Origin of the sequence: Pseudomonas sp. R1-43-08, assembly GCF_003852255.1 — a bacterium.
In the GTDB taxonomy this organism is placed as follows: domain Bacteria; phylum Pseudomonadota; class Gammaproteobacteria; order Pseudomonadales; family Pseudomonadaceae; genus Aquipseudomonas.
Genome location: NZ_CP027734.1, coordinates 4,442,458 through 4,469,338 on the forward strand (window position 1 = coordinate 4,442,458; position 26,881 = coordinate 4,469,338).

Annotated in this window: 22 protein-coding genes and 1 pseudogene; 15 read left to right on the forward strand and 8 right to left on the reverse strand. The window is 60.8% G+C overall.

Annotated features, from left to right (window positions below; genetic code table 11):
* Nucleotides 1-53: 53 nt before the first annotated feature.
* From gap to C4J87_RS26750, 8 genes and pseudogenes are all read left to right on the forward strand, one after another.
* Nucleotides 54-1,055, forward strand: coding sequence for a type I glyceraldehyde-3-phosphate dehydrogenase (gene gap / locus C4J87_RS20390; protein WP_124364224.1), 1,002 nt, complete (start codon nucleotides 54-56; stop codon nucleotides 1,053-1,055).
* A 187-nt stretch (nucleotides 1,056-1,242) separates the two neighbouring features.
* Nucleotides 1,243-1,761, forward strand: coding sequence for an RNA polymerase sigma factor (locus C4J87_RS20395; protein WP_124368204.1), 519 nt, complete (start codon nucleotides 1,243-1,245; stop codon nucleotides 1,759-1,761).
* Between the two features lie 75 nt (nucleotides 1,762-1,836).
* Complete coding sequence (locus tag C4J87_RS20400; RefSeq protein WP_124368205.1) at nucleotides 1,837-2,805, forward strand: FecR domain-containing protein; 969 nt, start codon at nucleotides 1,837-1,839, stop codon at nucleotides 2,803-2,805.
* Nucleotides 2,806-2,921: 116 nt separating this feature from the next.
* A complete protein-coding gene (locus tag C4J87_RS20405; protein WP_124368206.1) occupies nucleotides 2,922-5,486 on the forward strand; it encodes a TonB-dependent receptor in 2,565 nt (854 codons plus the stop codon).
* Nucleotides 5,487-5,623: 137 nt separating this feature from the next.
* Nucleotides 5,624-6,232, forward strand: a complete 609-nt coding sequence (locus tag C4J87_RS20410) for a biliverdin-producing heme oxygenase (RefSeq protein ID WP_124368207.1) — start codon at nucleotides 5,624-5,626, stop codon at nucleotides 6,230-6,232.
* Nucleotides 6,233-6,396: 164 nt separating this feature from the next.
* Nucleotides 6,397-6,798: a YbaN family protein gene (locus C4J87_RS20415; RefSeq protein ID WP_124368208.1), complete on the forward strand. Its 402-nt coding sequence runs from the start codon at nucleotides 6,397-6,399 to the stop codon at nucleotides 6,796-6,798.
* Between the two features lie 274 nt (nucleotides 6,799-7,072).
* Nucleotides 7,073-8,212: pseudogene (locus C4J87_RS26745) on the forward strand (HAMP domain-containing protein); the annotation flags it as partial.
* 102 nt (nucleotides 8,213-8,314) lie between these two features.
* Nucleotides 8,315-9,070 (forward strand): methyl-accepting chemotaxis protein, encoded by a 756-nt coding sequence (locus C4J87_RS26750; protein ID WP_372238023.1) that lies wholly within the window; start codon nucleotides 8,315-8,317, stop codon nucleotides 9,068-9,070.
* 124 nt (nucleotides 9,071-9,194) lie between these two features.
* Here C4J87_RS26750 and C4J87_RS20425 read toward each other — a convergent pair whose 3' ends face one another.
* Complete coding sequence (locus C4J87_RS20425; RefSeq protein WP_124368210.1) at nucleotides 9,195-9,758, reverse strand: NAD(P)H nitroreductase; 564 nt, start codon at nucleotides 9,756-9,758, stop codon at nucleotides 9,195-9,197.
* Between the two features lie 138 nt (nucleotides 9,759-9,896).
* Here C4J87_RS20425 and C4J87_RS20430 point away from each other — a divergent pair, with 138 nt between their 5' ends.
* The 5 genes from C4J87_RS20430 to C4J87_RS20450 all read left to right on the forward strand — a co-directional run bounded on the left by C4J87_RS20430 (nucleotide 9,897) and on the right by C4J87_RS20450 (nucleotide 17,975).
* Nucleotides 9,897-11,324 (forward strand): di-heme oxidoredictase family protein, encoded by a 1,428-nt coding sequence (locus C4J87_RS20430; protein ID WP_124368211.1) that lies wholly within the window; start codon nucleotides 9,897-9,899, stop codon nucleotides 11,322-11,324.
* Nucleotides 11,325-11,355: 31 nt separating this feature from the next.
* Nucleotides 11,356-12,420: an imelysin family protein gene (locus C4J87_RS20435; RefSeq protein ID WP_124364232.1), complete on the forward strand. Its 1,065-nt coding sequence runs from the start codon at nucleotides 11,356-11,358 to the stop codon at nucleotides 12,418-12,420.
* 2 nt (nucleotides 12,421-12,422) lie between these two features.
* On the forward strand, nucleotides 12,423-13,523 hold the full coding sequence (locus tag C4J87_RS20440) for a DUF1513 domain-containing protein (protein ID WP_124369017.1): 1,101 nt from the start codon (nucleotides 12,423-12,425) through the stop codon (nucleotides 13,521-13,523).
* A gap of 262 nt (nucleotides 13,524-13,785) precedes the next feature.
* Nucleotides 13,786-14,940, forward strand: coding sequence for an efflux RND transporter periplasmic adaptor subunit (locus C4J87_RS20445; protein ID WP_124369018.1), 1,155 nt, complete (start codon nucleotides 13,786-13,788; stop codon nucleotides 14,938-14,940).
* Nucleotides 14,937-17,975: a multidrug efflux RND transporter permease subunit gene (locus C4J87_RS20450; protein WP_124368212.1), complete on the forward strand. Its 3,039-nt coding sequence runs from the start codon at nucleotides 14,937-14,939 to the stop codon at nucleotides 17,973-17,975. The genes C4J87_RS20445 and C4J87_RS20450 overlap by 4 nt, the downstream gene beginning before the upstream one ends.
* A 120-nt stretch (nucleotides 17,976-18,095) precedes the next feature.
* On the opposite strand, the gene C4J87_RS20455 is transcribed toward C4J87_RS20450, so the two are convergent.
* The 5 genes from C4J87_RS20455 to colR form a co-directional block, all read right to left on the reverse strand.
* Entirely contained in the window at nucleotides 18,096-18,323 is a 228-nt protein-coding gene (locus tag C4J87_RS20455; protein WP_124368213.1) for a hypothetical protein, read from the reverse strand.
* A complete protein-coding gene (locus C4J87_RS20460; RefSeq protein ID WP_124368214.1) occupies nucleotides 18,320-19,039 on the reverse strand; it encodes a lipopolysaccharide kinase InaA family protein in 720 nt (239 codons plus the stop codon). The genes C4J87_RS20455 and C4J87_RS20460 overlap by 4 nt, the downstream gene beginning before the upstream one ends.
* Before the next feature lie 4 nt (nucleotides 19,040-19,043).
* Nucleotides 19,044-19,724 (reverse strand): class I SAM-dependent methyltransferase, encoded by a 681-nt coding sequence (locus C4J87_RS20465; protein ID WP_124368215.1) that lies wholly within the window; start codon nucleotides 19,722-19,724, stop codon nucleotides 19,044-19,046.
* A 188-nt stretch (nucleotides 19,725-19,912) separates the two neighbouring features.
* Nucleotides 19,913-21,193 (reverse strand): HAMP domain-containing sensor histidine kinase, encoded by a 1,281-nt coding sequence (locus C4J87_RS20470; protein ID WP_124368216.1) that lies wholly within the window; start codon nucleotides 21,191-21,193, stop codon nucleotides 19,913-19,915.
* Nucleotides 21,183-21,866: a two-component system response regulator ColR gene (gene colR, locus C4J87_RS20475; protein ID WP_124364237.1), complete on the reverse strand. Its 684-nt coding sequence runs from the start codon at nucleotides 21,864-21,866 to the stop codon at nucleotides 21,183-21,185. Before colR ends, C4J87_RS20470 begins: the two co-directional genes overlap by 11 nt.
* Nucleotides 21,867-22,066: 200 nt before the next feature.
* Between colR and C4J87_RS20480 the strand changes: the two genes are divergently transcribed.
* Together C4J87_RS20480 and C4J87_RS20485 are read left to right on the forward strand one after the other, a co-directional pair.
* Nucleotides 22,067-24,016, forward strand: a complete 1,950-nt coding sequence (locus C4J87_RS20480; protein ID WP_124368217.1) for an LTA synthase family protein — start codon at nucleotides 22,067-22,069, stop codon at nucleotides 24,014-24,016.
* 51 nt (nucleotides 24,017-24,067) lie between these two features.
* Nucleotides 24,068-24,787 (forward strand): phosphatase PAP2 family protein, encoded by a 720-nt coding sequence (locus C4J87_RS20485; RefSeq protein ID WP_124368218.1) that lies wholly within the window; start codon nucleotides 24,068-24,070, stop codon nucleotides 24,785-24,787.
* 79 nt (nucleotides 24,788-24,866) lie between these two features.
* On the opposite strand, the gene groL is transcribed toward C4J87_RS20485, so the two are convergent.
* A complete protein-coding gene (gene groL / locus C4J87_RS20490; RefSeq protein ID WP_057723897.1) occupies nucleotides 24,867-26,510 on the reverse strand; it encodes a chaperonin GroEL in 1,644 nt (547 codons plus the stop codon).
* A gap of 51 nt (nucleotides 26,511-26,561) precedes the next feature.
* Nucleotides 26,562-26,855, reverse strand: coding sequence for a co-chaperone GroES (locus tag C4J87_RS20495; RefSeq protein WP_124364240.1), 294 nt, complete (start codon nucleotides 26,853-26,855; stop codon nucleotides 26,562-26,564).
* Between the last annotated feature and the right edge of the window lie 26 nt (nucleotides 26,856-26,881).

Here is a 26,881-nt window from a genome sequence, read left to right on the forward strand (position 1 = left end):
TTATGCGAATAATCTTGTAATTCTTACAACAAATCGACGATAGGCACTTTCCAATGACTCTACGTATCGCAATCAACGGTTTTGGCCGTATCGGCCGTAATGTTCTGCGCGCACTGTATACCCAAGGCTACCGCCAGGATTTGCAGATCGTCGCCATCAATGATCTGGGCGACAGCTCGATCAATGCCCACCTGCTCAAATATGACACCGTGCATGGCACATTCGAAGCAGAGGTCGCCCACGATCAGGAAAGCCTGACCGTCAATGGCGACCGGATCGCCGTGAGTGCCATTCGCAACCCGGCCGACCTGCCGTGGGCCGCGCACAAGATTGACGTGGTGTTCGAATGCACCGGCCTGTTCACCGATCGTGACAAGGCCGCCGCCCATATTAGCGCCGGTGCGCGCAAGGTGATCATCTCTGCCCCGGCCAAGGGCGCGGATGCGACCGTGGTCTACGGCGTAAACCATGACATTTTGCGTCAATCGCACCAGATCATCTCCAACGCGTCGTGCACCACCAACTGCCTGGCGCCGGTGGCCCAAGTGCTGCACCGCGAATTGGGCATCGAAAGCGGCCTGATGACCACGATTCACGCCTACACCAACGACCAGAACCTCACCGACGTCTACCACACCGACCCGTACCGCGCGCGTTCGGCCACCCAGAACATGATCCCGAGCAAGACCGGCGCCGCTGAAGCCGTCGGCCTGGTCTTGCCGGAACTGGCGGGCAAGCTGACCGGCATGGCCGTGCGCGTGCCGGTGATCAACGTGTCGCTGGTGGACCTCACCGTGCAGCTGAAAAAAGAAGCCACGGCCGATGAAGTCAACGCGCTGTTGAAGCACGCCAGCCAGCACTCGAAAATCCTCGGCTACAACACCCTGCCGCTGGTTTCCAGCGACTTCAACCATAACCCGCTGTCTTCGATCTTCGATGCCAATCACACCAAGGTGAGCGGCAAGTTGCTTAAAGTGCTGGCCTGGTATGACAACGAGTGGGGCTTCTCGAACCGGATGCTGGATAACTGCCTGGCGCTGTGTAACGCTGAATAACACGACCTGCTCGTTCCCACGCTCTGCGTGGGAATGCAACGCCGGACGCTCTGCGTCCCGCTCCGGAGGTCGTGACGCGGAGCGTCACAGGATGAATTCCCACGCAAAGCGTGGGAACGATCAAGCCACTTGCCATTTGAGTTGATGATAAGCATTATCATTAACTGCAAATCGGTCTGGTATCACTGTGAGCCAATCTCGCTTCAACCACGTCTTTCTCACCCAACGGGTGATTCTGCTGCGCACGCTGCAACGCATGGTGAATAACCACAGCACCGCCGAGGACCTGTTGCAGGAAACCTACCTGCGCGTGACCCGGGCCCTGAGTGAGCGGCCGATCGACCACCTTGAACCCTTCGTCTACCAGACCGCGCGCAACCTGGCGCTGGATCATTTGCGTTCGCGCAGGATCCAGGCCCGCACCCTGCAGGAAGATGTACCGCTGGATATCCTGCAAAGCGTTGCCGCCCCGATCAGCACACCCGAAGACGCGACCCAGGCCGAGCAATTGCTCGAGCACCTGAGCGTCAGCCTGGGCCAGTTGAGTGCTCGCCAGCAGCGGATCTTCATCCTCAGCCGCCTGCACGGTTGCAGCTACCAGGAAATCGCCGATCAGTTGCAGGTGTCCTTGAGCACCGTACAAAAGGAACTGAAGTTGATCATGGCCATCTGTGTAGGTGTGGCCGAACGGCTGGATCAGCCTTAAGCTTCACGCCGACAGAGGTGTCGATCCAGGCTGTAGGAAAAATGAATAGAACGTGGCGAAGACCCGAGGAACACCGTGACGGACCCGAATAAACTGCGCCCCCACGAGCTGGCTCACGAGGTGCTGCAAGACACGGCCATGGACCAAGCCCTCGATTGGCTGATCGCCTTGCAGTGCGCGCAACCCGGCCAGCAAGCTGCGTTCCAAGCCTGGCTGGCCGAGGACCCCGCGCACGCCCACGCCTTCAGCAAAGCCCAGGCCGCCTGGGGTGCCGCGCCCGTACACAGCGCCGCCGTGGCCCTGGCCGCACCACGCAAACCGAGCGCCTGGCGCCGGATCAAACCGCATTGGAAACCCCTGGCCACCGCCGCCGTGCTGCTGCTCGGCCTGTTCAGCTTCAGCAACCTGCCGGTACGCCTGCAGGCCGACCACCTCACCGTGGTCGGTGAACGCCAGCGCCTGCAACTGGACGAGGGCGCCAACGTATTGCTGAACACCAATTCGGCGTTTTCCAGCCGCATCAAGGACCACCAGCGCATTGCCCGCCTCTACCAGGGCGAAGCGTTTTTCGACATCGCCCCCAGCCGTGGCCTGCCGCTGGAAATCGACGCCGGCCCGGTGCGCGCCAGCGTGCGTGACACCGCGTTTGCCGTGCGCTATCTCGACGGCGAAGCCCAGGTGCAAGTGCAGCGCGGCGATGTCGACCTGAGCAACACCGTCGACGACGCCCGGGTGCGCCTGAGTGCCGGTGAAAGCATCCGTATCGGCCCCAAGGGCTTCGGCCAGCCGGCCAAGCTGGACGCCGGCAAGGACCTGGCCTGGGTCCAGGGCCGGCTGGTATTCGAAAACTGCCCGATGGGCGAAGTGCTGGCAGAGCTGCGTCGCTATTACCCGGGCTGGATCGTCAACAACAACGACAGGCTCGCCAGTGTCGCCGTCACCGGTAACTATCGCCTCGACCAACCGCTGGACGTGGTGCGTTCCCTGGCCCACATCACCTCGGCCAAGCTGTCGGAATACCCGGCGCTGGTGATCTTGAACTAAATGAGAATTATTTTTACTCGATGCTGACCGGCGATACGTCTCGTTATAGCCAATGCAACTGATTCCTATTTGGTTCAGTTCGCAACTATAAGATTCGTATCTCCGGAGCGCTCTCGATGTCCTCTCGTTTCAACCGCCGGTCTTGTTCGCCCGTCCTGTCTCTGCTGACCGCTGCCATACTGATGGCCGGCGTGCCGGCAATGGCCGCCACTGCCGCCGAACCCGCACCGCGCAGCCAAGGCACCTACACTTTCAGCATCGAACAGCAGCCCCTGGTGTCGGCGTTGAACGCTTTCACCGGCGTGACCGGCTGGCAAGTCGGGCTGCCGGCTGAGTTGGGCCAGGGTGTGTCGTCCCCTGGGGTGCGCGGTGCGTTGTCGCCGGAGAAAGCGCTGGAGCGGCTGTTGGTGGGGACCAACCTGAGCTATCGCAAGCTGGGCAACAACAACATCGTCCTGGAGAAACGTGCCGCCGGCGGCGCCCTCAACCTGCAGCAGGTGACCATCAGCGCCACCCGTACCGAGCAGGATGTGGACAGCGTACCGAGCATGGTCAGCGTGCACGACCGCCAGGAACTGGACCGCCAGAACGTCAACACTACCCGTGAGCTGGTGCGCTACGAACCGGGCGTGTCGGTGGGCGGCGCCGGCACGCGCTCGGGCAATGCCGGCTACAACATTCGCGGTATCGACGGCGACCGCATTCTGACCCAGGTCGACGGCGTGGAAGTGCCGGACAACTTCTTCAATGGCCCTTACGCCAAGACCCGGCGCAACTACGTCGACCCGGAAATCGTCAAGCGCGTGGAGATCCTGCGCGGGCCTGCCTCGGCCCTGTACGGCAGCAGCGCCATTGGCGGCGCGGTGAGCTATTTCACCCTCGACCCGGATGACATCATCCAGCCCGGGCAGGACGTCGGCGCCCGCCTGAAGACCGGCTACAGCTCCGCCGACGAAAGCTGGCTGACGTCCGCCACCGTAGCCGGCCGTGTGCAGGACGTCGACGGTTTGCTGCACCTGAGCCAGCGCAACGGCCACGAAACCGAGACCTATGATGGCAACAACGCCACCGGCCTGGCCCGCACCGGCGCCAACCCGGAGGACGCACGCACCACCAACGTGCTGGCCAAACTGGGTTGGAATTATGGCGACGATAACCGCCTGGGCCTGACGTACGAGAAGTACAAGGACGATCGCGACATCAACCTGAAGAATGCGGTGGGCGGCCCGTTCATTGGTGGGCGCGGCTTCAACCTTTACCGTGACCGTCGCGGCAACGACACCATTACCCGTGAACGTTTCGGCCTGGAAAACAGCTTCGCCCTCGACTCGCCGATGGCCGACCGCATCAAGACCAGCCTCAATTACCAGATCGCCAAGACCGACCAGACCACCGCTGAAATCTATCAGTCGGGCCGTCGCGTACTGCGCACCCGCGACACCCTGTACGAAGAAAAGCAGTGGGTCTTCGATGCACAGCTGGACAAGGCCTTCAGCCTTGGCGACACCGAGCACCAGGTGACCTACGGCACCACCCTCAAGCAGCAGAAAGTCACCGGTTCGCGTGAAGGCAGCGCCACTTGCCTGGCGGTCGGCAGCGGCTGCACCGCCATCGGCGCGCCCAGCCCGTCGGCCGGCGACAGCGTGAAGAAATCCAGCGATTTCCCCGACCCGACCATCAACACCTATTCGCTGTTCGCCCAGGACCAGATCAGCTGGAATAAATGGACCTTCCTGCCCGCAGTACGCTACGACTACACCCGGCTCAAGCCCAAGCTGACCGAGGAATTCCTCAGCACCGTGAACCCCACCGGTGAATATGCGGTCGACGGCAAGGACAAAACCTGGCACCGCGTCACGCCCAAGTTCGGCCTGACCTATGCCCTGACCGATCAATACACCTGGTTCGGCCAATACGCCGAAGGTTTCCGCACACCGTCCGCCAAAGCGCTGTACGGCCGCTTCGAAAACCTCAACCTGGGCTACACCGTGGAGCCCAACCCCGACCTCAAGCCGGAAACCAGCAAGGGCATCGAAACCGGGCTTCGCGGCAAGTTCGACGAGGGCTCGTTTGAAATCGCGGTGTTCTATAACAAATACCGCGACTTCATCGACGAAGACAACGCGGTGGTCGGCGGCACCGTCGAGCAGTTCCAGGCGGTGAATATCAAACGCGCCACCATCAAGGGCGCCGAAGCCAAGGGCCGCCTGAACCTGGATGCCTTCGGTGCACCGCAAGGCCTGTATACCCAGGGAGCGGTGTCCTACGCCCATGGCCGCAACGACGACAACGGCCAGCCGCTCAACAGCGTCAACCCGCTCAAGGGCGTCTTCGGCCTGGGCTACGATCAGGACAGCTACGGCGGCCTGCTGAGCTGGACCCTGGTGAAGAAACAGAATCGCGTCGACAGCAGCACCTTCCACGCCCCGGACGGCGACACCAGCGGCCCGTTCAAGACGCCGGGGTTCGGCATTCTCGACCTGAGCGCTTACTACAAGGTCTCCCACGACGTGACCATCAACGGCGGCGTCTACAACCTCACCGACAAGAAGTACTGGAACTGGGACGACGTGCGCAGCTACGACAGCGTCGGCGAAGCCGCGGTGACCGGCCCGGCCAACCTTGATCGCCTGACCCAGCCGGGTCGCAACTTCGCGATCAATGTGATCTGGGACATCTGACGCCACCCGCTGCATCTCGCCGCAATGATCGAGCGGCGAGATGCGGAATTTTTACTGTGCCGCGTCTTCCTGTTCGTCTAGTTGATAACCGCTCTCTTCAGAGCCAGAAAGGCGCTCCCCCTCTCAAGGACTTTTTCATGACCGCTTCTCCTACCGCAGAACGTCCAAGCCTGCGCTCCCAGCGCCTGAACCAGATCACCCACGCGCCACACACCAGGCTCGACGCGTTGGTGAAGGCCCACGCCCCGTTTGCAACCCAGGCCAACTTTGCCCGCTTCGTGGTGGCGCAATACCTGTTCCAATCGGAGTTGGTGGCGCTGTACAACGATGCCGAACTGAACCGGATCATCCCGAACCTGGCCGAACGCTGCCGCGCAGACGCCGCCAGACTCGACCTGGGCGACCTCGACACCGACGTGCCGGCCCCGGTTGCCGGGGCGGTGAACAATCCGAGTGTGGCCCAAGCCCTGGGCTGGCTGTTCGTCTCCGAAGGCTCCAAACTGGGGGCTGCCTTCCTGATCAAACGTGCCGTGGGCCTGGGCCTGAGCGAAACCTTCGGCGCGCGTCACTTGGGCGAGCCGGCGGGCGGCCGTGCCGAAGGCTGGAAAAGCTTCACTCGCACCCTCGATGCAATGCAATTGAGCGCCGAGGAAGAAGCCGCCATGGATAAAGGCGCCATCGATGCGTTTGTGCGCTTCACCGTCTTGCTGGAACAGGCGTACGCTAGCGCCCCTGAACTGGCGTGATCCTGAATTGAAATGCAATCAACTGTGGGAGGGGGCTTGCTCCCGATGGCGGCGTATCAGTCGACGCATTCAGTGACTGACACGCCCTCATCGGGAGCAAGCCCCCTCCCACACTTCGACCCTATTTCAAGCTGATTTCTTGTGACCTCCTGATTGCACACACCATGACCGGCAAAACCCAATCCACCTCGAAAATCGCGCAGATCCTCTACGGCCTGCTGGCCTACGTCAGCCTGGGGATCGGCTTGGTGGCGATTGTCATACCGGGTTTGCCCACCACCGAATTCATCCTGCTTGCCGCCTGGGCCGCGACCAAAAGCTCGCCACGCCTCAGCGCATGGCTGGAAAACCACCGTCTGTTCGGGCCGATCCTGTTCAATTGGCGCAATGGCAAGATCATCGCGCGCCGGGCCAAAGTCAGCGCCACCGTCAGCATGGTTCTGTGCGCCGCCCTGATGCTGGTGATGCTCGATCACGGCTGGCCGATCTACCTGGCAATCGCCGGCATGAGCTTGGGCAACCTGTGGATCTGGTCGCGCCCCGAGCAGCTTGCACGGCCCGTATAACGCTGCGTGTAGGGGTTTTCCTACCGCTCATCGCCTGTTATTCATGAATTGATTTGTGACGCCGATGTTTCAGACATGGCGCCGAATGGACTTGGCTCTGCGCATCTCAACAAGTCCATTTGTGAGTGAACCTATGTTCGACACCCTCTCCATCCGCTTGAAAATCGTGCTGCTGTCCGGCCTCTGCCTGTTAGGGGTGATCGCACTGGTGGTTGGCATCAATATCTACAACACCAACCAGAACGATCAGTTGGTCAGTGACTCAAGCTCACGAATGCTGACTGCCAGCGTAGAACAACTGCTGCAAGCCAAGGCGGCCGAACAGGCCGTGCAGTTGCAGAAAACCTTCAACGAAAACCTGCTGGTGGTCACCGCCCTCGCCGATCAAGTCAAAGACCTGCGCACCCTAGGGGCCAAGCGTTCGCTGGACGCGGGTGCCCTGCGCGAAGACATCAACCAGAGCGTAAAAACCGCTTTTGAGCGTAACACCAAGGTGCTGGGCATCTGGCTGTCGTTCGAACCCAACGGACTGGATGGCAAGGACAGCGAGTTCATCGACGACAAAGCGCGCGTTTCCAACGAAAAAGGCCGCTTCTCCAGCTACTGGAGCCGGGCCGGCGGCGACAGCCTGAACACGATCATGGTTGAAGATGACCTGACGAAAACCAGCCTCAACCTCAGCGGCACGCCCTACAACATTTGGTACACCTGCCCACGGGACACTCGGACTACGTGCCTGTTGGACCCGTACGAAGACACGGTGGCCGGCAAACCCGTGCTGATGACCACCATCTCCCTGCCCTTGATCGTGGATGGCAAGGTTATCGGCGTCGTCGGTGTCGATATCGCCCTCAACGCCCTGCAAGCGGTCACCGACGCGGCGCAGAAAGACTTGTTCAACGGCGCGGCGCACTTGGAGGTGCTGTCCAGCACCGGCCTGATCGCGGCCTACAGCGGTGAACCGGCCAGAGTGGGCAAGAACCTGATCGACACGCTTGGCGCCGAAGGCAAAGAGATCGTGCAACTGCTTGCCAACGACCGCCCCATGATCCGCGAACAGGACGAGACTATTCGCGCCGTGTACCCCGTCAAGCCGATTCCCGACGCCAAATCCTGGGGCGTGGTGATCAAACTGCCCAAAGCGGTGATGCTGGCCGATAACGTAAAGCTGCAAGCTGTGCTTGATGAGGCACAGGCCACAGGCACCCTCAAGGCCTTGCTGGTAGCGGCTGCCGCCGCCCTGGTGGGCCTGCTGCTGATCTGGCTGACGGCCACCGGCGTGACCCGCCCGATCAACAGCGTGGCGGCCATGCTCAAAGACATCGCCAGCGGCGACGGCGACCTCACCCAGCGCCTGGCCTACAGCAAAAAAGACGAACTGGGCGAGCTGGTGAACTGGTTCAACCGCTTCCTCGACAAGCTGCAACCAACCATCGCGCAGATCAAACAAAGCATCACCGAAGCGCGCGGCACTGCCGACCAGTCCTCGGCCATTGCGCGCCAGACCAGCGAAGGCATGCAAGTGCAATTTCGCGAAATCGACCAGGTGGCCACCGCGTCCAATGAGATGAGCGCCACCGCCCATGACGTCGCCAACAGCGCCTCCAACGCCGCCAGCGCGGCACGCGGTGCGGATCAGTCGGCCCGCGAAGGCATGTCGATCATCGAACAAAGTACTCGTGATATCACCACGCTTGCTGAAGAAGTCAGCAAGGCCGTCGGCGAAGTCGAGGCGTTGGCCGTCAACAGCGAACAGATCGGTTCAGTCCTGGAGGTGATCCGCAGCATCGCCGAACAGACCAACCTGCTGGCGTTGAACGCGGCGATCGAAGCGGCGCGCGCCGGGGAAAGCGGACGCGGTTTTGCGGTGGTGGCCGATGAGGTGCGTAACCTGGCCAAGCGCACCCAGGATTCGGTAGAGGAAATTCGCCTAGTGATCGAACGCATCCAGAGCGGCACCCGTGGCGTGGTGGCGACCATGCATTCGAGCCAGCACCAGGCCCAAAGCAATGCCGGGCAGATCCACCAGGCCGTGCAGGCCCTGGGCAAAATCAGCGACGCGGTGACGGTGATCAGCGACATGAACCTGCAAATCGCCAGCGCCGCCGAACAGCAAAGCGCGGTGGCAGAAGAGGTCAATCGCAACGTCTCCGCGATCCGCACCGTCACCGAAACCCTCACCGGCCAAGCCACCGAATCGGCAGCCATCAGCAGCCAGCTCAATGCCCTGGCCAGCCAGCAAATGAAGTTGATGGATCAGTTCAAGGTCTAAATAACACCACACCTCACTGTGGGAGGGGGCTTGCTCCCGATAGCGATGTGTCAGTGACAGATAAGTCGGCTGACACTCTGCTATCGGGAGCAAGCCCCCTCCCACACTGGTATCACCTTTTTCCTTACAGGCCGGTCCAGGCTTGGACGAACGCGGTCAGGTCTTCCTTCGGCGCGGTGCGCGGCGGGTTCTGGGGGGTGCCCAGGTAGAGGAAGCCAATCACTTCCTCGCCGGGTACCAGCCCCAGGCCTTTGGCGACGTGGGCCGAGTAGGACAACTCACCCGTGCGCCACACCGCGCCAATCCCCTGGGCGTAGGCCGCCAGCAGAATGCCGTGGGCCGCGCAGGCGGCTGCCAGCAGTTGTTCGGATTTGGGCACCTTGAAGTGCTCCTGCAGACGGGCAATCACCACCACTACCAGCGGCGCGCGCAACGGGCCGTTCTGGGCTTTGTCGATGGCGGCTTGCGGGGCGTCGGCATCCTGCAAGCGCGCAGCTTCGGCGAGCAGCGTGCCCATCCGCTCGCGGGCCGTGCCTTCCACGGTGAGAAAGCGCCACGGGCGCAGTTGGCCGTGGTCGGGCGCGCGCATGGCGGCGGCGAACAGCACGTCGCGCTGCTCCTGGGTCGGTGCCGGTTCCAGCAGACGCGGCACGGAAACACGGTTGAGCAAAGCGTCGAGAGCCTGCATTGGCCACCTCCAGAAAAAATGTGCGCTCATTCTAGCGGAATGAAACGGGATGCCACCAAACGATAATTGCTCTTATTCAAACTGCCCCGCCCTGTTAGACTTTGCCCCCACATTTTCCGCCTTCGTTCAGGAAACTCGATGTTCCGTTCGTTACTTCACCTGTGCGCAGCGTTGATGGCCCTGGGCCTGACCGCCTGCGACGACGCCCCGCAGTTTACCCAGGCCGAGCCGGGTGAAGCGCGCGCTGGCGGTGCTACCACGGTGAACAAGCGCGACCAGAACGCGTTTTCCCTGCCCTCGGCCAACCTGGCGCCCACCCGCCGCCTGGACTTCAGCGTCGGCAACAGTTTCTTTCGCAGCCCCTGGGTGATCGCGCCCTCGACCACCACCGCACGTGACGGCCTGGGCCCGCTGTTCAATACCAACGCGTGCCAGAACTGCCATATCAAGGACGGCCGGGGCCACCCGCCGCTGGCCGATGCGCCCAATGCCGTATCGATGCTGGTCCGCTTATCTATCCCGGATGCAGCACCTTACGCCAAACTCATCAAACAGCTCGGCGTAGTGCCCGAGCCGGTGTACGGCGGGCAACTGCAGGACATGGCCGTGCCCGGCGTGGCGCCGGAAGGCAAGGTGCGGGTCGATTACACACCGGTCAACGTCCAGTTCAAGGACGGTACGGTGGTCGAGTTGCGCAAGCCCGACCTGCAGATCACCCAGCTCGCCTACGGCCCGATGCACCCCGACACGCGTTTCTCTGCACGCATCGCCCCGCCGATGATCGGCCTGGGGCTGCTCGAAGCCATCAGCGACGCCGATATTCTGCGCAACACCGATCCGAAAACCGCTGACCGTGAGGCCATCGTCGGCCGGGCGAATCGGGTGTGGGATGACGCCGCGCAAAAAACCGTGCTGGGGCGATTTGGCTGGAAAGCCGGGCAACCCAACCTCAATCAACAAAATGTTCACGCGTTTTCTGGTGATATGGGCCTCACCACCTCCCTGAGACCCTTCGATGACTGCACCGACGCCCAAGTCGCCTGCAAACAGGCACCCAACGGCAACGGCCCCGAAGGCGAGCCGGAAGTCAGCGACAACATCCTGCGCCTGGTGCTGTTCTATACGCGTAACCTCGCCGTGCCGGTGCGCCGCGACGTCGATGCGCCCCAGGTGCTGGCCGGTAAAAACCTGTTTTACCAGGCCGGCTGCCAGGGCTGTCATAAGCCGACGTTCACCACGGCCGCCAACGCCGCCGAACCTGAGCTGGCCAATCAAGTGATCCGCCCCTACAGCGACTTGCTGCTGCACGACATGGGCGAAGGGCTTGCCGACAACCGTACCGAATTCAAGGCCGGTGGCCGCGACTGGCGTACCCCGCCGTTGTGGGGCATCGGCCTGACGCAAACCGTGAGTGGTCACACCCAGTTCCTGCATGACGGCCGCGCCCGCAACCTGCTCGAAGCCGTGCTCTGGCATGGCGGGCAAGCGCAAGCGGCGCAGCAGCATGTGTTGTCGTTCAACGCCGAGCAGCGCGCCGCGTTGCTGGCGTTCCTGAATTCTCTATAAGCTTTGCCCCAATTACAGAAGGGAGCTCGACATGTTCCGTCCCAAGTTGTTGTTCACCAGCCTGGCCGCCCTCGCCCTCGGCGCCTGCTCGCCCCAGGACCCGCAAGCGGTGACCTCGGCGGCCATCGCCAAGCAAGTCATCCTGCCCACTTACAGCCGCTGGGTTGAAGCCGACCGCCAACTGGCCGTCAGCGCCCTGGCCTACTGCCAGGGCAAGGAAAGCCTGGACACCGCCCGTGCCGACTTCCTCCACGCGCAAAAAGCCTGGGCCGAGCTGCAACCGCTGCTGATCGGCCCGCTGGCCGAAGGCAACCGCGCATGGCAAGTGCAGTTCTGGCCGGACAAGAAAAACCTGGTGGGTCGCCAGGTCGAACAGTTGGTCGCCAGCCAGCCACAGATCGACGGCGCCGCCCTCGCTAAATCCAGCGTGGTGGTGCAAGGCCTGTCGGCCTACGAATATATCCTCTACGACGCCAAGCCTGACGTCGCCGACGAAGCCCAGAAAGCCCGTTACTGCCCGCTGCTGATGGCCATCGGCGAACGCCAGAAAGCCCTGGCCGAAGAGATCCTGGCCAGTTGGAACAGCACCGACGGCATGCTGGCGCAGATGAGCAAGTTTCCGAACCAGCGCTACGCCGATTCCCACGAAGCGATTGCCGACCTGCTGCGCGTGCAAGTGACCGCCCTGGATACCCTGAAGAAAAAACTCGGCACGCCGATGGGCCGCCAGACCAAGGGCATCCCGCAACCGTTCCAGGCCGATGCCTGGCGCAGCCAGTCGTCCCTGCAAAGCCTGGAAGCCAGCCTCGCGGCGGCCCAGACCGTATGGGTAGGCGTCGACAACAAAGGCCTGCGCGGCCTGCTGCCGGCCGATCAGAAAGCCCTGGCCGACAAGATCGACGCCGCGTATGCCGCGTCACTGAAACTGTTCGCCAGCAACCAGCGCTCCCTCAACGAACTGTTGAACGATGACGCCGGGCGCCAGCAGCTCAATGATCTCTACGACAGCCTCAACGTGGTCCATCGCCTGCATGAAGGCGAGTTGGCCAAGGCGCTGGGCATCCAACTGGGCTTCAACGCCAACGACGGTGACTGATGATGCTCAGGCGACAGGCTTTGGCGGTAGGCAGCGTGCTGCTCAGTGCATTGACGTTGGGCGGCTGGACGCTGTTCAAGCAGAAAGACAAGAGCCCCCTGCTGCTGTCGGCGCGGGATGACGCCGACGGCAAGCACTACGCCGTCGGTTATCGCCTGGACGGCACGCAGGTGTTCGCCACCCAGGTCGGCCAGCGCTGCCACGACATCGTCAACCACCCGACGCTGCCGATCGCGCTGTTCGTCGCCCGCCGCCCGGGCACCGAGAGTTACCTGGTAGACCTGCGTGACGGCGCGCTCCTGCAGACCATCACCTCGAACCCCAATCGCCACTTCTACGGGCACGCGGTGATCCACAAGAGCGGTGACTGGCTGTACGCCACCGAGAACGACACGTCCGATCCCGGCCGTGGCTTGCTCGGGGTGTACCGGTTCGAAGGCGAGCGGCTGGTGCACAGCGGGGAAATCTCCACCCATGGCATCGGCCCGCACCAGGTCTCCTGGATGCCCGATGGCGAAACCCTGGTGGTGGCCAACGGCGGCATTCGTACCGAAGCCGAAAGCCGTGTGGAGATGAACCTCAACGCCATGGAACCGAGCCTGGTGCTGATGCACCGCGACGGCAGCCTGATCAGCAAGGAAACCCTGGGCCAGCAGATGAACAGCGTGCGCCATATGGGAATCGCCAGCGATGGCACCATCCTCACCGGGCAGCAGTTCATGGGGCCGTCCCAGGAGCGCTCCGAGCTGCTCGCGATCAAGCGTCCGGGCCAGCCATTCGTGGCCTTTGCGGTGGCCGATGCGCAGTTGCAGGCGATGGGGCACTACACCGCCAGCGTCGCGGTGCACAGTGAGCTGCGGCTGGTGGCGTTGACGGCGCCGCGTGGTAATCGGTTTTTTATCTGGGACATGGACAGTGGCGAGTTGCGCCTGGACGGCCCGCTGCCCGATTGCGCCGGGGTCGGCGCGGTGGCGGACGGCTTTGTCGTGACCTCGGGCCAAGGGCGCTGCCGCCTATACGATTGTCGTCAGAAACAGCCGGTAGCGACGCCGCTGACCTTGCCTGCAGGGTTATGGGATAACCACCTGCACCTTATGACGTAACCACCCGCCTCGATCTCAAGGCTCCTGCGCCGACGCCCAGGAGCCTATCCGCCGACAACCGCCAACGCCTGGCACATCACCTACGCAGTCTGTGGAATTGCTTCTCATCCGAGAGACTTGTCCCACAACAACTTGCGAAGCTACCCCTTATCCCCTTCCTTGTTCTGACGAAGACTGCGGCGCTCAGCGCAGTGCCGCCTGGTCGTGCGTGCTCGCGTTTCGTTAACCCTGCACACGTCTTCACAAGGACTCCATTATGACCATGCCGGGCCGCCGGATGATTATCATGCTCAGCCTCGTTCTGTCAGTCGTGCTGATGCTCGCCGGCTACAAGACGTACTGGATTTATCAGCAACTGCAGCGTTTGCATGGGCCAACGCCACCCGTCAGTGTGGCGACGTCCAATGCCTTTGAAATCCCCTGGCAGCGCCAAATGCCTGCCGCGGGCACGCTCAAGGCGTTGCAAGGTATCAACCTGAGCACTGAGGTGCCCGGTGTCGTCACACAGTTGCACTTTGAGTCAGGGCAAAGGGTCGAGGCTGGACAGACCCTGCTGCAGCTCGAGCACCAAACCCAACAGGCAGAGTTGGACGTGGCAAAGGCCGACCAGCGCCTGGCCCGTCAGAACTTTGAGCGCGGTCGAAAACTGGTGGACATCAGCGCCATCTCCAAAGGCGAATTCGATCGGCTCGGTGCTGAACTCAACCGCAACACTGCCCTCGTTGCACAGCGCACCGCAGCGCTGGAAAAGAAACACATCACCGCCCCTTTCACCGGCACCATCGGCATCCGCCAGGTCAACGTGGGTGATTACCTGCAAAGTACCCAGGTTATCGCCAGCCTGCAGGACACTCGCCGCCTTTACGTGGACTTTTATGTGCCCGAGCAAGCCGTTCAACTGATCAGGATCGGGCAGCCGGTTCAGGTTGAAGTCTCGGCACGCCCAGGCACCTTCAGCCTCGCCGAGGTGAGCGCCATCAACCCGATCGTCGATGACAGCACGCGAAATGTGCTGGTGCGCGCGACGCTGCCCAACCAACGCGACGACCTGCTCCCGGGAATGTTCGCCCATTTACGGGTGCTGCTGGACGAACCGACTGCGCAAACCGTGATCCAGGAAAGTGCGATCGCCTTCAACCCTTATGGTCAGTACGTTTACGTGATAACCCGAGGCAACAACGGCGAGCCGCAGGCCTCCGATAACGGCGATACACCGCAACTGATAGCCGAGCAGCGCTTGATCGAAACGGGCGAGCGTCGCAATGGCCTGGTGGTGGTTTCCAAGGGGCTGAGCAAGGGCGAACAGGTGGTCACCGCCGGCCAGCTCAAACTGAAACACGGCACCCCCGTGCGGATCAGCATTGACCGAAGCCAGCCGGATGGGCAGCCGATGCCACATCAGGAGGGCGCAGAATGACCTTCACCGACCGGTTCATCCGTCGCCCGGTACTGGCCGTGGTGGTCAGTCTGTTGATCGTGCTGCTGGGCTGTCAGGCCTACGAAAAACTGCAGCTGCGCCAGTTTCCGCAGATGCAGAACGCGCTGATCACTGTCACCACCGTCGCCCCGGGTCTGAGTGCGCACACCATCCAGAGTTACATCACACAACCCTTGCAACAAAGCCTGGCCAGCGCACAGGGCATCGACTATATGACGTCTTCCAGTCGCCAGAATATCTCGATTATCTCTATCTATAGTCGGCTCGACGCCGACAGTGACCGCTTGTTCACCGAGCTGCTGGCCAAGTCCAATGAAGTCAGGAACCAGTTGCCCAGCGGGATTGAGGATCCGGTGCTGAGCAAAGTTGCAGTGGACAGCACCGCGCTGATGTACCTGAGTTTTTCCAGCAAAACCATGAACAATGCTCAGATCACGGACTACCTGCAGCGCGTGGTCCAGCCGCGACTGGTGACACTGCCGGGCATGGCGCAAGCGCAGATCATCGGCAGCCAGAGCTTCGCCATGCGCCTGTGGCTCGACCCGATAAAACTCGCAGGGTTTGGTCTGAGCGCCGCTGACGTGACCCAGGCAATCAGACGCTACAACGTACAATCTGTCGCGGGGGACCTTACCGGCGAATATGTCGTCACCAGTGCGACCACCAACACCGAACTGCAATCGGCCGAGGGGTTCAGTGCGATTCCCGTGAAAACCGACGGCGACAATCAGGTGCGCCTGGGAGACGTCGCACGCGTGGAGCTGGGCTCGCAAAATTACGACAGTTTCAGCACCTTCAATGGCACCCCTGCGGTTTATATCAGTATTCAAGCCACACCCGACGCCAACCCCCTGGAGTTAGGCAAGCGTGTCCGCGAACTGATCCCACACCTGCAATCGCAGCTCCCGCCCGACTTGCATTCGGATATCGCTTACGATTCGACGCTTTACATCAATGCCTCGATCGACCAAGTGCTGTCCAGCCTGGTAGAAGCCGTACTGATTGTAGTGTTGGTGGTGTTTTTGTTCCTGGGCTCCTTGCGCTCGGTGATCATTCCCGTCATCACCATTCCGCTGTCGCTGATTGGCACCTTGTTCCTCATGCAGCTGATGGGCTATTCCATCAACGTCCTGACGCTGCTGGCCATGGTTCTGGCGATCGGCCTGGTGGTCGATGACGCCATCGTGATGATGGAAAACATTCACCGCCACATTGAACAGGGTAAATCCCCACTTGAGGCCGCGATCAAGGGGGCAAGAGAGGTTTGCATCCCGGTGGTGTCGATGACCATCACGCTGGCCGCAGTCTATACACCCATCGGTTTCATGCAGGGCCTGACCGGGGCGCTGTTCAAAGAGTTTGCCCTGACCCTGGCCGGCGCTGTGGTAATTTCCGGGATCGTGGCGTTGACGCTGTCACCGATGATGTGTGCCATTTTGCTGCGCCCTGAAACACAGCCACAGGGCCTGACGCGGGTGCTGGACCGATTCTTCAACGCGTTGAAAACGCGCTATCAGCGCCGTCTGCACCAGATCATGCAAGCGCAGTCCGTGGTAGTGGTATTCGCCGCGCTCGTACTCTGCCTGATCCCCGTCATGCTCACGTTCACCCTCTCGGAGTTGGCGCCCGACGAGGACAAGGGCCTGATTTTTATCCTGTCCAATGCGCCCCAACCGACCAACCTGGCGTACCTGAACCGCTACACCCGGGACTTTATCGAACCGTTCAAAACCTTTCCCGAATACCAGGCATCCTTCCAGATCAACGGCCTGGACGGCGTACATTCAGGCGTTGGCGGCTTCCTGCTCAAACCCTGGGAGGAACGTGAACGTACACAGATGAGCGTCCTGACACCCTTGCGTGAAAAACTCGACAACAACCCCGGCCTGCAAGTCTTCGCGTTCAACCTGCCTTCCTTGCCAGGCACAGGTGAAGGGCTGCCCTTTGGCTTTGTCATCAGCTCCCAGCAGGACCACAACTCGATGATCGGCGTGGCCGAGCGCATCAAACAACGCGCGATCGACTCAGGAAAGTTTGCCTACGTGGATATCGACCTGGCCTTCGACCGACCTGAAGTAACGGTCGAAATTGACCGGACCAAGGCCGCCCAGATGGGCGTGTCCATGGAGGATCTGGACCTGACCTTGAGCACCCTGCTGGCTGAAGCGGAAATCAACCGATTCAGTATTGACGGTCATCTCTACAAAGTGATTGCTCAAGTGGAGCGCAGCTATCGGGACAACCCCGCCTGGCTGAGCCAGTACGCAGTCAAAAACGCCAAGGGCCAATTACTGCCCTTGTCGACGCTGACCACAGTCTCCAGCCCACAGGTTCGGCCACGGCAGTTGAATCAGTTCCAGCAGCTCAATTCAGTCACGGTGTCGGCCTTTCCGATTGTGGGTATGAGCAACGCACTGCAGACCCTGCAAACCATCGCCCAGGAGGAGGCGCCAGCGGGCTATACCTTCGATTACCGCAACGCGACACGTCAGTTCGTGCAGGAGGGAAATGCGCTATGGGGCACGTTTGGCCTGGCGTTGGCATTCATCGGCCTGGTATTGGCGGCGCAGTTTGAAAGCCTGCGCGATGCCCTGGTGATACTGGTGACGGTGCCGCTGTCGGTATGCGGTGCATTGGTCGCACTGTTTCTGGGTTGGTCCACCCTGAATATCTACACGCAAATCGGGCTGGTCACGTTAATCGGCTTGATCAGCAAGCACGGCATCCTGATCGTCGAGTTCGCCAATCAACTGCGCAAGGAAAAAGGCCTGTGCGCGCGCGCTGCGGTGGAACAAGCGGCTGCGATTCGCCTGCGGCCGATTCTGATGACGACACTGGCAACGGTGATGGGCGTCGTCCCGCTGATTTTTTCCAGCGGTGCGGGTGCGGTCAGTCGGTTCGATATCGGCATGGTGATCGCCACCGGCATGTCGATTGGTACCCTATTCACCCTGTTCGTCCTGCCGACGGTGTACACGGCGCTGACCAAAGCTGACAAGGTGCCCCCTCAATAGCGTGATCGGTGGGTGCGCCTTCAGTTCACTGCAGTGACTTGCGCTCACCCGATTGCCCCCGCTGAGTCCCAAAAAAAAGGGCCTCGCATCGCGAAGCCCTTCCTGGGGGGTTCAATCGTTTCAACTCTGCGGCCTCATCGCTTGAGACATCCCGAACATGAATAACAGCAATTCATGATCGGGCTTGGCCGCCACACTGACCTTGGCGACACGTGGCTGCAGGCATAGCCCACCGCCTTGCGCCGCACTGAGTACCTGTGTGCGAGGCTGTTCCCACGCAGCCAGGGCGAGGGCTGCAATGCCCAACGCCCCGACCAGGAACACACCTCGTGCTATTTCTAGCCTCATCTGGTTAAACCCTTGATAGCGCTGCCAAACGCCGTCTCATAAAAGTAGCTGAGTTTTTTCCAGTCGGTGTCGTTCCACGACGAATGGCGGCGCAATTGCAGCATGTCATGGGAGGCGGCCCGATAAGCGGTCAGACGCTGGCGACATTTTTCAAAGTCCAGCAACGCCACTTCCACAGTCACCGCATCGCCCTCGCCGGTGACCCGCACGAAGATGTGCTTGATATACAGGCAACCATGCTGCCAGCGCCCTTTGTGCATGCGCGCCAGGGTAGTGGCCAGCTCCTTGAGCAGGCGTTCATGCACCTCCTCGCCGTATTGCTCACGACCACCGGCGGCGTACCAGTTTTCGATCTCGTCGAAACCGTCCAGCGAAGCGGTGACCAGCAAGGCTTTCCATTGATGCTCGGGGTCGCGTCGCGCCTCGCAGAACACCATCTCCGGCACCCGTACATCGAGCAAGCGCAGGCCCCTGAGGGCATCACGTTCACGCAACACGGTCGGACGTCCAAACGGATGCAGCCAACTGCGGTAGATGTGGCCGGTCTGGCGCTTGCAGTAGAGCAAACGGCCATTGGAACTGACCACCCGCTGTACGCCACTTTCACCGCCACGCCGACGATTGGGCTCTTCTACCCATTCGCCCTGCTGGCGCCAGAAAAAATCAAATCGTTCTTCGGGAGCTACATGACTGCCGACTACGCACTCAACTGCCATCCTGTTACCTCTTACGCAATACATAGACTCGCCACATGGCGTAGAGCGGCATGAAGTCCAGGGATTCCTGAACCCGGAAACCGGCCTGCTCGAATTCTGCCTCGACAGTAGCAGCCGGTAACACAAACCGGTTTTGGTAACCTTCCTGCTCACCTTTCTTACGACGACGCACTTCGGCGCGCTTACGCTTCCAAGCCTTGAAATTGCCATCCACCCACAGCGAGATAATCACGCTGTCACGGGTAACACGTTGAAACTCCCGCAGTATTGTCATCCTGTGCGCTGGGTCACCGATGTGGTGCATCAAGCGCATGCAGAAAATACTGTCGACCGAATTATCTGGCAGATCGATATCAAAGGCAGATGTCTGCAAAGGACGTACCCGTTTCACCACTTCCGGGGGTTGGGCCACCGTGGCGACCTTCAACATCGAGGCCGAATTGTCGGCCCCGATAATCACGCGGTTGGGTTTCTCGGCCAGCAACGGCCAGAATCGCCCTGCACCACACGGCAGGTCTAACACCAGGCCGGGCTCACCGGCCATGGCCAGCGCTGCGCGCGCCAGCTGCTCGTCGCGTTTGTGGGACCACCGGCGGGCCAGATTGTCCTGATGCTTGAGCAAATAGCGGTGAGCGTGGTTATCGTCGTACTTTTCAGAAAACTCTAACTTGATCGGCGAAGGCATCTTACATCTCCAATTACTGATGCCTACAACCCTAAGCAGCGAACTGTGATCAACAAGTCAACTCGTTGTGAAAAACTTGTCCTGTCCAATTGCATACATTTCAAGACTTTACAGAAACATTCAGTAGCATCGGGCCATCTTCGCTGAAAAACCGGCGTCGTGCAGCAGCAAATTGTCAGACTGAGCGGTCAGGTTTTGACTTGATCCAATTCCACATGAAAACGGCAACCATTGGGCTCCATGGTGCTCAGGGTCACGCTCCAGCCTTGGTTCTCACAGATGCGCTGCACCAGCGACAAGCCCAAGCCCAGCCCCTCGCCGCGCTTCTCGCTGCCCCGCACAAACGGCTCGAACATCGCCTCACGCTTGTCTTCAGGAATGCCCACGCCGGAATCCTCCACCACAAAACCGCTGGGCTCCAGGGTGAGGCGGATAAACCCTTGCTCGGTGTAATGCAGTGCATTGCGCAACAGATTGCCCATCACCGCATGCAGGAAGGTGGTGTTGTAGCGGGTATCCAGCGGATTGCCTGGGCAGTAGATCAGTTCAAGGCCCTTTTGCTCGATGGGCCCGCGCCAGATCCCGAGCAGGTCCTCAGCCACCTGTGTCAGGTTGACCTGGGCCGACATGGCGGCATCGTCATGCTGGGCACGGGCCAGCATCAGGAAGGTCTGCACCAGTTCGCGCATTTCTTCACAGGCCCGGGCGATTCGCTGGACCTGGTTGCGCCCCCGTTGATCGATTGCCGGGTTCTCCAGCAACAGCTCGCAGGAACTGGCCAGCACCATCAAGGGTGTGCGCAATTCATGGCTCACATCGCTGGTAAACAACTGTTCGCGAGACAGCGCCTGGCGCAAGCGACCCAGGGTGGCATCGAACGCCACCGCCAACTCACCCACTTCGTCGGCCGCATAATCCGGTGCCAAAGGCGGGGCAAGCCCGAGCAACTGGTCGCGATGGCGCACCTGGCGCGCCAGCCGTACCACCGGCGCCATCACCTTGCGCGCCAGCACCCAGCCGAGAAACACCGCCAACGCCAGGCTGAGCACGAAGCCCACCAACACCACGGCAAACAGGACGCGCTCGCGCTCTTCGAAATCACTTTGGTCCTGCAGCAGCACATAACGCCGGCCATCGATCACCTCGACCATGGCGTGGTATGACAGCGACTCGCGAAACACTTCATGAAAGCCTGGGTCCAGATGCCGCAGGTCCTTGGGCAGCTCGAAATCGCCGGGGCCGCCGCTGAAATAAAACAACTGGTCAGGCTCCGGCCGGTGTCGCCAGTCTTCCATGCTGTCCATCAACAGCAGACGTTGCAGATCGCCACCCAGGCCCGCCGAAATCAACTTCTCTTCCACCAGGTGCACCGTCGCGACGATGCCCATGGCGAAAGCCCCCGCTACCAACGCGCTCATCAAGGCAAAGGCGATGATGATCCGCTGGGCAAGGCTTTGCTTAAACTCCATCACGGCCCTCGGCGAGGCGATAACCCACACCGTGCACCGTTTGCAGCAGCGGCTTGGCGAAAGGTTTGTCGATCACTTGGCGCAATTGGTGGACGTGGCTGCGCAAGCTGTCGCTGTCCGGGCAATCATCGCCCCACAAGGCTTCTTCGAGAATTTCCCGACGCAATACGTGCGGGCTTTTCTGCATCAATACTGCCAGCAGCTTCAGGCCGACCGGGTTGAGCTTGAGCATGCGCCCTTCGCGCGTGACCTCCAGGGTGTCGAGGTCGTAATGCAGGTCGCCCACTTGCAACACACGCCGCCCGCCACCCTGGGCCCGGCGCAGCACCGCTTCGATGCGCGCGGCCAGTTCGGACAAGGCGAACGGCTTGAGCAGGTAGTCATCGGCCCCGGACTTGAAGCCCTGCAGCCGGTCGTCCAACTGGTCGCGGGCGGTGAGCATGATCACCGGGGTGTCGCGGCGTGCATCTTCACGCAGGCGTTTGCACAGGGTGTAGCCATCGATGCCGGGCAGCATGATGTCGAGCACGATCAAGTCGTAATGCTCGGTGGCGGCCAGGTGCAGGCCCGACAAACCGTCCTGCGCACAGTCCACTGTGTAGCCTTTGAGCCCCAGGTAATCGGCCAGGTTGGCCAGAATATCGCGGTTGTCTTCAACCAATAAAATTCGCATGGGCAGTGTCTCCGTACGCGGTAACGGCCGTGTTGGCTCGCGCAGCTTAAGGCCAAGTGCGGCTCAGGGATAGAGCGGCGAGGCCCGTCGATAAAGGTTTTCAACTGATTGGGCAGCCAAACGAGTTTTTCACTATAGCTTCACAAACTGACTACAGTGTCAGCGTGAAGATCGCCGCCATTGATAAAAGGAAATTTGACATGGGGCTCCCCAAAACCGCGCCTGTGCGCTATTTGCTGTTGATAACCGGCGCCTGGCTGGTTGTTTTCCTGCTCACCCGCAGCGTGCTGCTCATCACTCACCTGGATGAAGTCGGCGGTAACCTGCTGCCGGTGTTCGGCGTGGGCTTGCTCTACGACCTCGGCTTCCTGGCCTACGCGGCATTGCCGCTGGGGCTGTACCTGTTGCTGTGCCCGCCAGCGTTGTGGCGCCGCCGCGGTCATCGCTGGTTTTTGCAAGCGCTGCTCACGGCGAGCCTGTTCGCGATGCTGTTTACCTCGGTGGCCGAATGGCTGTTCTGGGATGAATTCGGCGTGCGCTTCAACTTTATTGCCGTTGATTACCTGGTGTACTCCGACGAGGTGTTGAACAACCTGCTGGAGTCCTACCCGATCGGCAAGCTGCTCAGCCTGCTGGCGATGCTCGCGCTGATCCTCAGCGTGGCCCTGCGCAAGCCCTTCAACGCCGCGATGGCCGCGCCCCTGCCGGCGCTGCGTGGCCGGTTGGTGAATGCCGTGGCCTTGCTGGTGGTCGCCGGCCTCAGCCTGCAATTGATCAGCCAGGACAGCCCGCGCACCCAAGGTGGCAACGCCTACAACAACGAACTGGCCAGCAATGGCCCCTATCAGTTCTTTGCCGCGTTCCGTAACAACGAACTGGACTACACGCAGTTCTATAAAAGCCTGCCAACCGACGTAGTCGCCAAGCAATTGCGCGCCGAACTCAGTGAACCCAACGCCCGTTTCATCGGCCAGGACCCACTGGATATCCGCCGCACCATCACCAACCCTGGCACGCTGCGCAAGCCCAATATCGTGCTGGTCACCATCGAAAGTTTCAGCGCCAAATACATGGGCAGCAACGGCGACGAGCGCCACCTCACGCCCTACCTCGATGCGCTGCGCCAACAGAGCCTGTACTTCAATAACTTCTATGCTACCGGTACGCGCACCGACCGTGGCCTGGAAGCCATCACCCTGGCGGTTCCTCCTACGCCTGGGCGCTCTATCGTCAAGCGCATCGGCCGCGAAAGCGGTTTCGCCAGCCTTGGGCAGCAGCTTTCCGCCATTGGCTACGACAGCGTGTTCGTCTACGGCGGGCGCGGTTATTTCGACAACATGAATGCGTTTTTCAGCGGCAATGGCTATCGCGTCGTCGACCAGAGCAGTGTGCCCGAAGCGCAAATCTCGTTTAAAAACGCCTGGGGCATGGCCGACGAGGACCTGTACAAACAAACCCTGAATCTGGCCGATGCCGACTACGCCAAGCAGCAGCCGTTTTTGCTGCAGTTGATGACCACCTCCAACCACCGTCCCTACACCTACCCGGACGGGCGTATCGATATCAAATCCGGCAAGGGCCGTGACGGCGCGGTGAAATACACCGACTACGCCATCGGCCAGTTCCTCGACGCCGCGCGTCAGAAGCCCTGGTTCGATAACACGATCTTCGTGTTCGTCGCCGACCACACCGCCGGCAGTGCAGGCAAGGAAGACTTGCCCATCACCAACTACCAGATCCCCCTGTTCATCTATGCACCGAAGCTGATCGACGCCCGGGAAACCGCGCAACTGGCCAGCCAGATCGACCTGGCGCCGACGCTGCTGGGCTTGATCAACCTGAGCTACGAATCAACGTTCTTTGGCCGCAACCTGTTGCAAGACAACCCGCTGCCACCGCGCGTGGTGGTCGGCAACTACCAGCACCTTGGCCTGTTTGACGGCACGAACCTGGCGATTCTCAGCCCGCGCAAAGGCCTGCGTCGTCATGACCAGGCGCTGGGGGACAGCCAGGAACTGCGCGTCGGCAGCGACGACCCGTTGATCCAGCGGGCGATCACCTATTACCAAGCCGCCAGCTACGACTACAAGCAACAACTGCTGAGTTGGAGAGCCCCCAAGGAAGAGGCCCCAGCCCTGAGCACACGCTAATCAAAACGTCCCGTGCGGGTGAGTACGGGACGTTTTTTACCAAGGTCCGTCATGAAGCCCCCCGCCTCCCTACCCGTTTCTAAACCGCTTAATTTTTGGCTGTGTCTGGGCCTCCCCGTCGGCGCCGCATTGGTCTTGCTGCTTCTGCAGCTGACCTCGCTGGACATGGACCTGGCCAAACGCTTCTACGACGCCGAGCAGGGCGGCTTTATTGGCCGCTATAGCTTCTTCCTCGAAGACATCCTGCATGATCGAGCCAAGCAGCTGGTGATCCTGTTTTCGGTACTGGCGATTCTCGGGCTGGTCGGCAGTTTCATCCTGCAGCGACTCAAGCCCTACCGCCGTGAACTGGTCTGCCTGGTACTTTCCCTGGCAATGGCGACGGCCTTTGTGGCGCCGTTGAAAACCATCACCGCTGTGCAGTGCCCCTGGAGCCTCAAGGAATTCGGTGGCCAGGAAACCTACAGCGAACTGCTCAGCCCTCGCCCGCCGACCGATAAACCCGGTCGCTGCTGGCCCGGCGGGCATGCGGCAACCGGCTTTGCCTTGTTCGCCTGGTTCTTCGCCCTGCGCGATCGTCGGCCACGCATGGCGCGCAACGCGTTTATCTTCGCGCTGGGCTTGGGCAGCGTCTTTTCCGTCAGTCGCATGTTGCAAGGGGCGCACTTTTTTTCCCACAACGTGTGGACGGCGATTTTCTGCTGGCTGATCTGCCTGGGCATGTATTGCCTACTGTTGTACCGGCCATCGAAGCCCGCCACGTCCCGTTGACGGCTTGCGCAACACCCATAAAAAAACCCCGCCTGCATCGCTGCAGACGGGGTTTTTTAACTAGCCGGGTAAGGCTGGCTTACATCATGCCGCCCATACCACCCATGCCGCCCATGTCTGGCATACCGCCGCCAGCGCCTTCAGCCTTAGGCTTGTCGGCGATTGCAGCTTCGGTGGTCAGGATCAGACCGCCGATGGAGGCTGCCGCTTGCAGCGCGGAACGAGTCACCTTGGTTGGGTCCAGGATGCCCATTTCGATCATGTCGCCGTAGACGCCAGTCGCAGCGTTGTAACCGTAGTTACCTTTGCCGTTCTTGACTTCGTTGACCACAACGCTTGGCTCATCGCCGGAGTTGGCAGCGATCTGGCGCAGCGGTGCTTCAACGGCACGACGCAGTACAGCGATACCAACGTTCTGGTCAGCGTTGTCGCCGGTCAGGTTGGTCAGGGCTTCCAGAGCACGGATCAGCGCAACGCCACCGCCAGGTACCACGCCTTCTTCAACGGCTGCACGGGTTGCGTGCAGGGCGTCTTCAACGCGGGCCTTCTTCTCTTTCATTTCGACTTCGGAACCGGCGCCAACCTTGATCACTGCAACGCCGCCGGACAGCTTGGCCAGACGCTCTTGCAGTTTTTCACGGTCGTAGTCCGAGGAAGTTTCGGCTACCTGAGCGCGGATCTGAGCGATACGCGACTCGATGTCACCTTCAACGCCAGCACCGTCAACGATGATGGTGTTTTCCTTGGAGATGGTCACGCGCTTGGCGCTACCCAGGTTTTCCAGGGTGGCGCTTTCCAGGCTCAGGCCGATCTCTTCGGAGATAACGGTACCGCCGGTCAATACGGCGATGTCCTGCAGCATGGCCTTGCGACGGTCGCCGAAGCCTGGAGCCTTGACGGCCGCAACCTTGACGATGCCACGCATGTTGTTCACGACCAGGGTCGCCAGGGCTTCGCCTTCAACGTCTTCGGAAACGATCAGCAATGGGCGGCCGGCTTTGGCAACGGCTTCCAGCACTGGCAGCATTTCGCGGATGTTGGAGATCTTTTTGTCGACCAGCAGGATCAGCGGGCTGTCCAGCTCGGCAACCATGGTGTCTGGCTTGTTGACGAAGTACGGGGACAGGTAGCCACGGTCGAACTGCATGCCTTCTACAACCGACAGTTCGTTTTCCAGGCCCGAGCCTTCTTCAACGGTGATCACGCCTTCTTTGCCGACTTTTTCCATGGCTTCGGCAATGATGTCGCCGATGGAGCTGTCGGAGTTGGCGGAGATGGTGCCTACCTGAGCGATTGCCTTGGTGTCAGCGCATGGCTTGGACAGGTTTTTCAGCTCGGCAACGATGGCGATGGTCGCCTTGTCGATACCGCGCTTGAGGTCCATCGGGTTCATGCCGGCAGCGACGGCCTTGTAGCCTTCGTTGACGATGGCCTGAGCCAGTACGGTCGCGGTGGTGGTGCCGTCACCGGCGTCATCGTTGGCACGGGAGGCAACGTCTTTGACCAGCTGCGCGCCCATGTTTTCGAAACGGTCTTCCAGTTCGATTTCTTTGGCGACGGAAACGCCGTCCTTGGTGATGGTCGGAGCGCCGAAGCTCTTCTCGATGATCACGTTACGGCCTTTCGGGCCCAGGGTCGCTTTTACTGCGTCAGCCAGGACGTTGACACCGGTGAGCATTTTTTTGCGGGCGGAGTCGCCGAATTTAACTTCTTTAGCAGCCATGATCGATATTCCTTAAATACTTTGGAGTAAACGGGAAAATGAGCGGGGAAATCAGTCTTCCAGTACGGCGAGAATTTCGTTCTCAGCCATTACCAGCAAGTCTTCGCCGTCGATTTTCACAGTGTTGCTGCCGGAGTAAGGGCCGAAAACAACCTTGTCACCCACTTTCACGGCCAGCGCACGTACTTCACCGTTTTCCAGAGCCTTGCCTGGACCTGCAGCAAGAATCACACCGTGGTTGGCTTTTTCAGCAGCCGAACCTGGCAGGACGATCCCGCCGGCGGTTTTCTTTTCTTCTTCACTGCGACGGATGACGACGCGGTCATGCAGAGGACGAAGCTTCATTGTCGATCTCTCCTAATTGTGTTTTT

What these genes read in the sequence shown, in the direction of transcription:
- C4J87_RS20440 (WP_124369017.1), top strand. Translation starts at nt 12,423, where the DNA reads ATGCTCAGGCGACAGGCTTTGGCGGTAGGCAGCGTGCTGCTCAGTGCA.
- C4J87_RS20430 (WP_124368211.1), top strand. Translation starts at nt 9,897, where the DNA reads ATGTTCCGTTCGTTACTTCACCTGTGCGCAGCGTTGATGGCCCTGGGC.
- C4J87_RS20460 (WP_124368214.1), bottom strand. Translation starts at nt 19,039, where the DNA reads ATGGCAGTTGAGTGCGTAGTCGGCAGTCATGTAGCTCCCGAAGAACGA.
- C4J87_RS20480 (WP_124368217.1), top strand. Translation starts at nt 22,067, where the DNA reads ATGGGGCTCCCCAAAACCGCGCCTGTGCGCTATTTGCTGTTGATAACC.
- C4J87_RS20495 (WP_124364240.1), bottom strand. Translation starts at nt 26,855, where the DNA reads ATGAAGCTTCGTCCTCTGCATGACCGCGTCGTCATCCGTCGCAGTGAA.
- C4J87_RS20445 (WP_124369018.1), top strand. Translation starts at nt 13,786, where the DNA reads ATGCCGGGCCGCCGGATGATTATCATGCTCAGCCTCGTTCTGTCAGTC.
- C4J87_RS20455 (WP_124368213.1), bottom strand. Translation starts at nt 18,323, where the DNA reads ATGAGGCTAGAAATAGCACGAGGTGTGTTCCTGGTCGGGGCGTTGGGC.
- C4J87_RS20425 (WP_124368210.1), bottom strand. Translation starts at nt 9,758, where the DNA reads ATGCAGGCTCTCGACGCTTTGCTCAACCGTGTTTCCGTGCCGCGTCTG.
- colR (WP_124364237.1), bottom strand. Translation starts at nt 21,866, where the DNA reads ATGCGAATTTTATTGGTTGAAGACAACCGCGATATTCTGGCCAACCTG.
- gap (WP_124364224.1), top strand. Translation starts at nt 54, where the DNA reads ATGACTCTACGTATCGCAATCAACGGTTTTGGCCGTATCGGCCGTAAT.
- C4J87_RS20465 (WP_124368215.1), bottom strand. Translation starts at nt 19,724, where the DNA reads ATGCCTTCGCCGATCAAGTTAGAGTTTTCTGAAAAGTACGACGATAAC.
- C4J87_RS26750 (WP_372238023.1), top strand. Translation starts at nt 8,315, where the DNA reads ATGCAAGTGCAATTTCGCGAAATCGACCAGGTGGCCACCGCGTCCAAT.
- C4J87_RS20485 (WP_124368218.1), top strand. Translation starts at nt 24,068, where the DNA reads ATGAAGCCCCCCGCCTCCCTACCCGTTTCTAAACCGCTTAATTTTTGG.
- C4J87_RS20435 (WP_124364232.1), top strand. Translation starts at nt 11,356, where the DNA reads ATGTTCCGTCCCAAGTTGTTGTTCACCAGCCTGGCCGCCCTCGCCCTC.
- C4J87_RS20405 (WP_124368206.1), top strand. Translation starts at nt 2,922, where the DNA reads ATGTCCTCTCGTTTCAACCGCCGGTCTTGTTCGCCCGTCCTGTCTCTG.
- C4J87_RS20470 (WP_124368216.1), bottom strand. Translation starts at nt 21,193, where the DNA reads ATGGAGTTTAAGCAAAGCCTTGCCCAGCGGATCATCATCGCCTTTGCC.
- C4J87_RS20415 (WP_124368208.1), top strand. Translation starts at nt 6,397, where the DNA reads ATGACCGGCAAAACCCAATCCACCTCGAAAATCGCGCAGATCCTCTAC.
- C4J87_RS20410 (WP_124368207.1), top strand. Translation starts at nt 5,624, where the DNA reads ATGACCGCTTCTCCTACCGCAGAACGTCCAAGCCTGCGCTCCCAGCGC.
- groL (WP_057723897.1), bottom strand. Translation starts at nt 26,510, where the DNA reads ATGGCTGCTAAAGAAGTTAAATTCGGCGACTCCGCCCGCAAAAAAATG.
- C4J87_RS20450 (WP_124368212.1), top strand. Translation starts at nt 14,937, where the DNA reads ATGACCTTCACCGACCGGTTCATCCGTCGCCCGGTACTGGCCGTGGTG.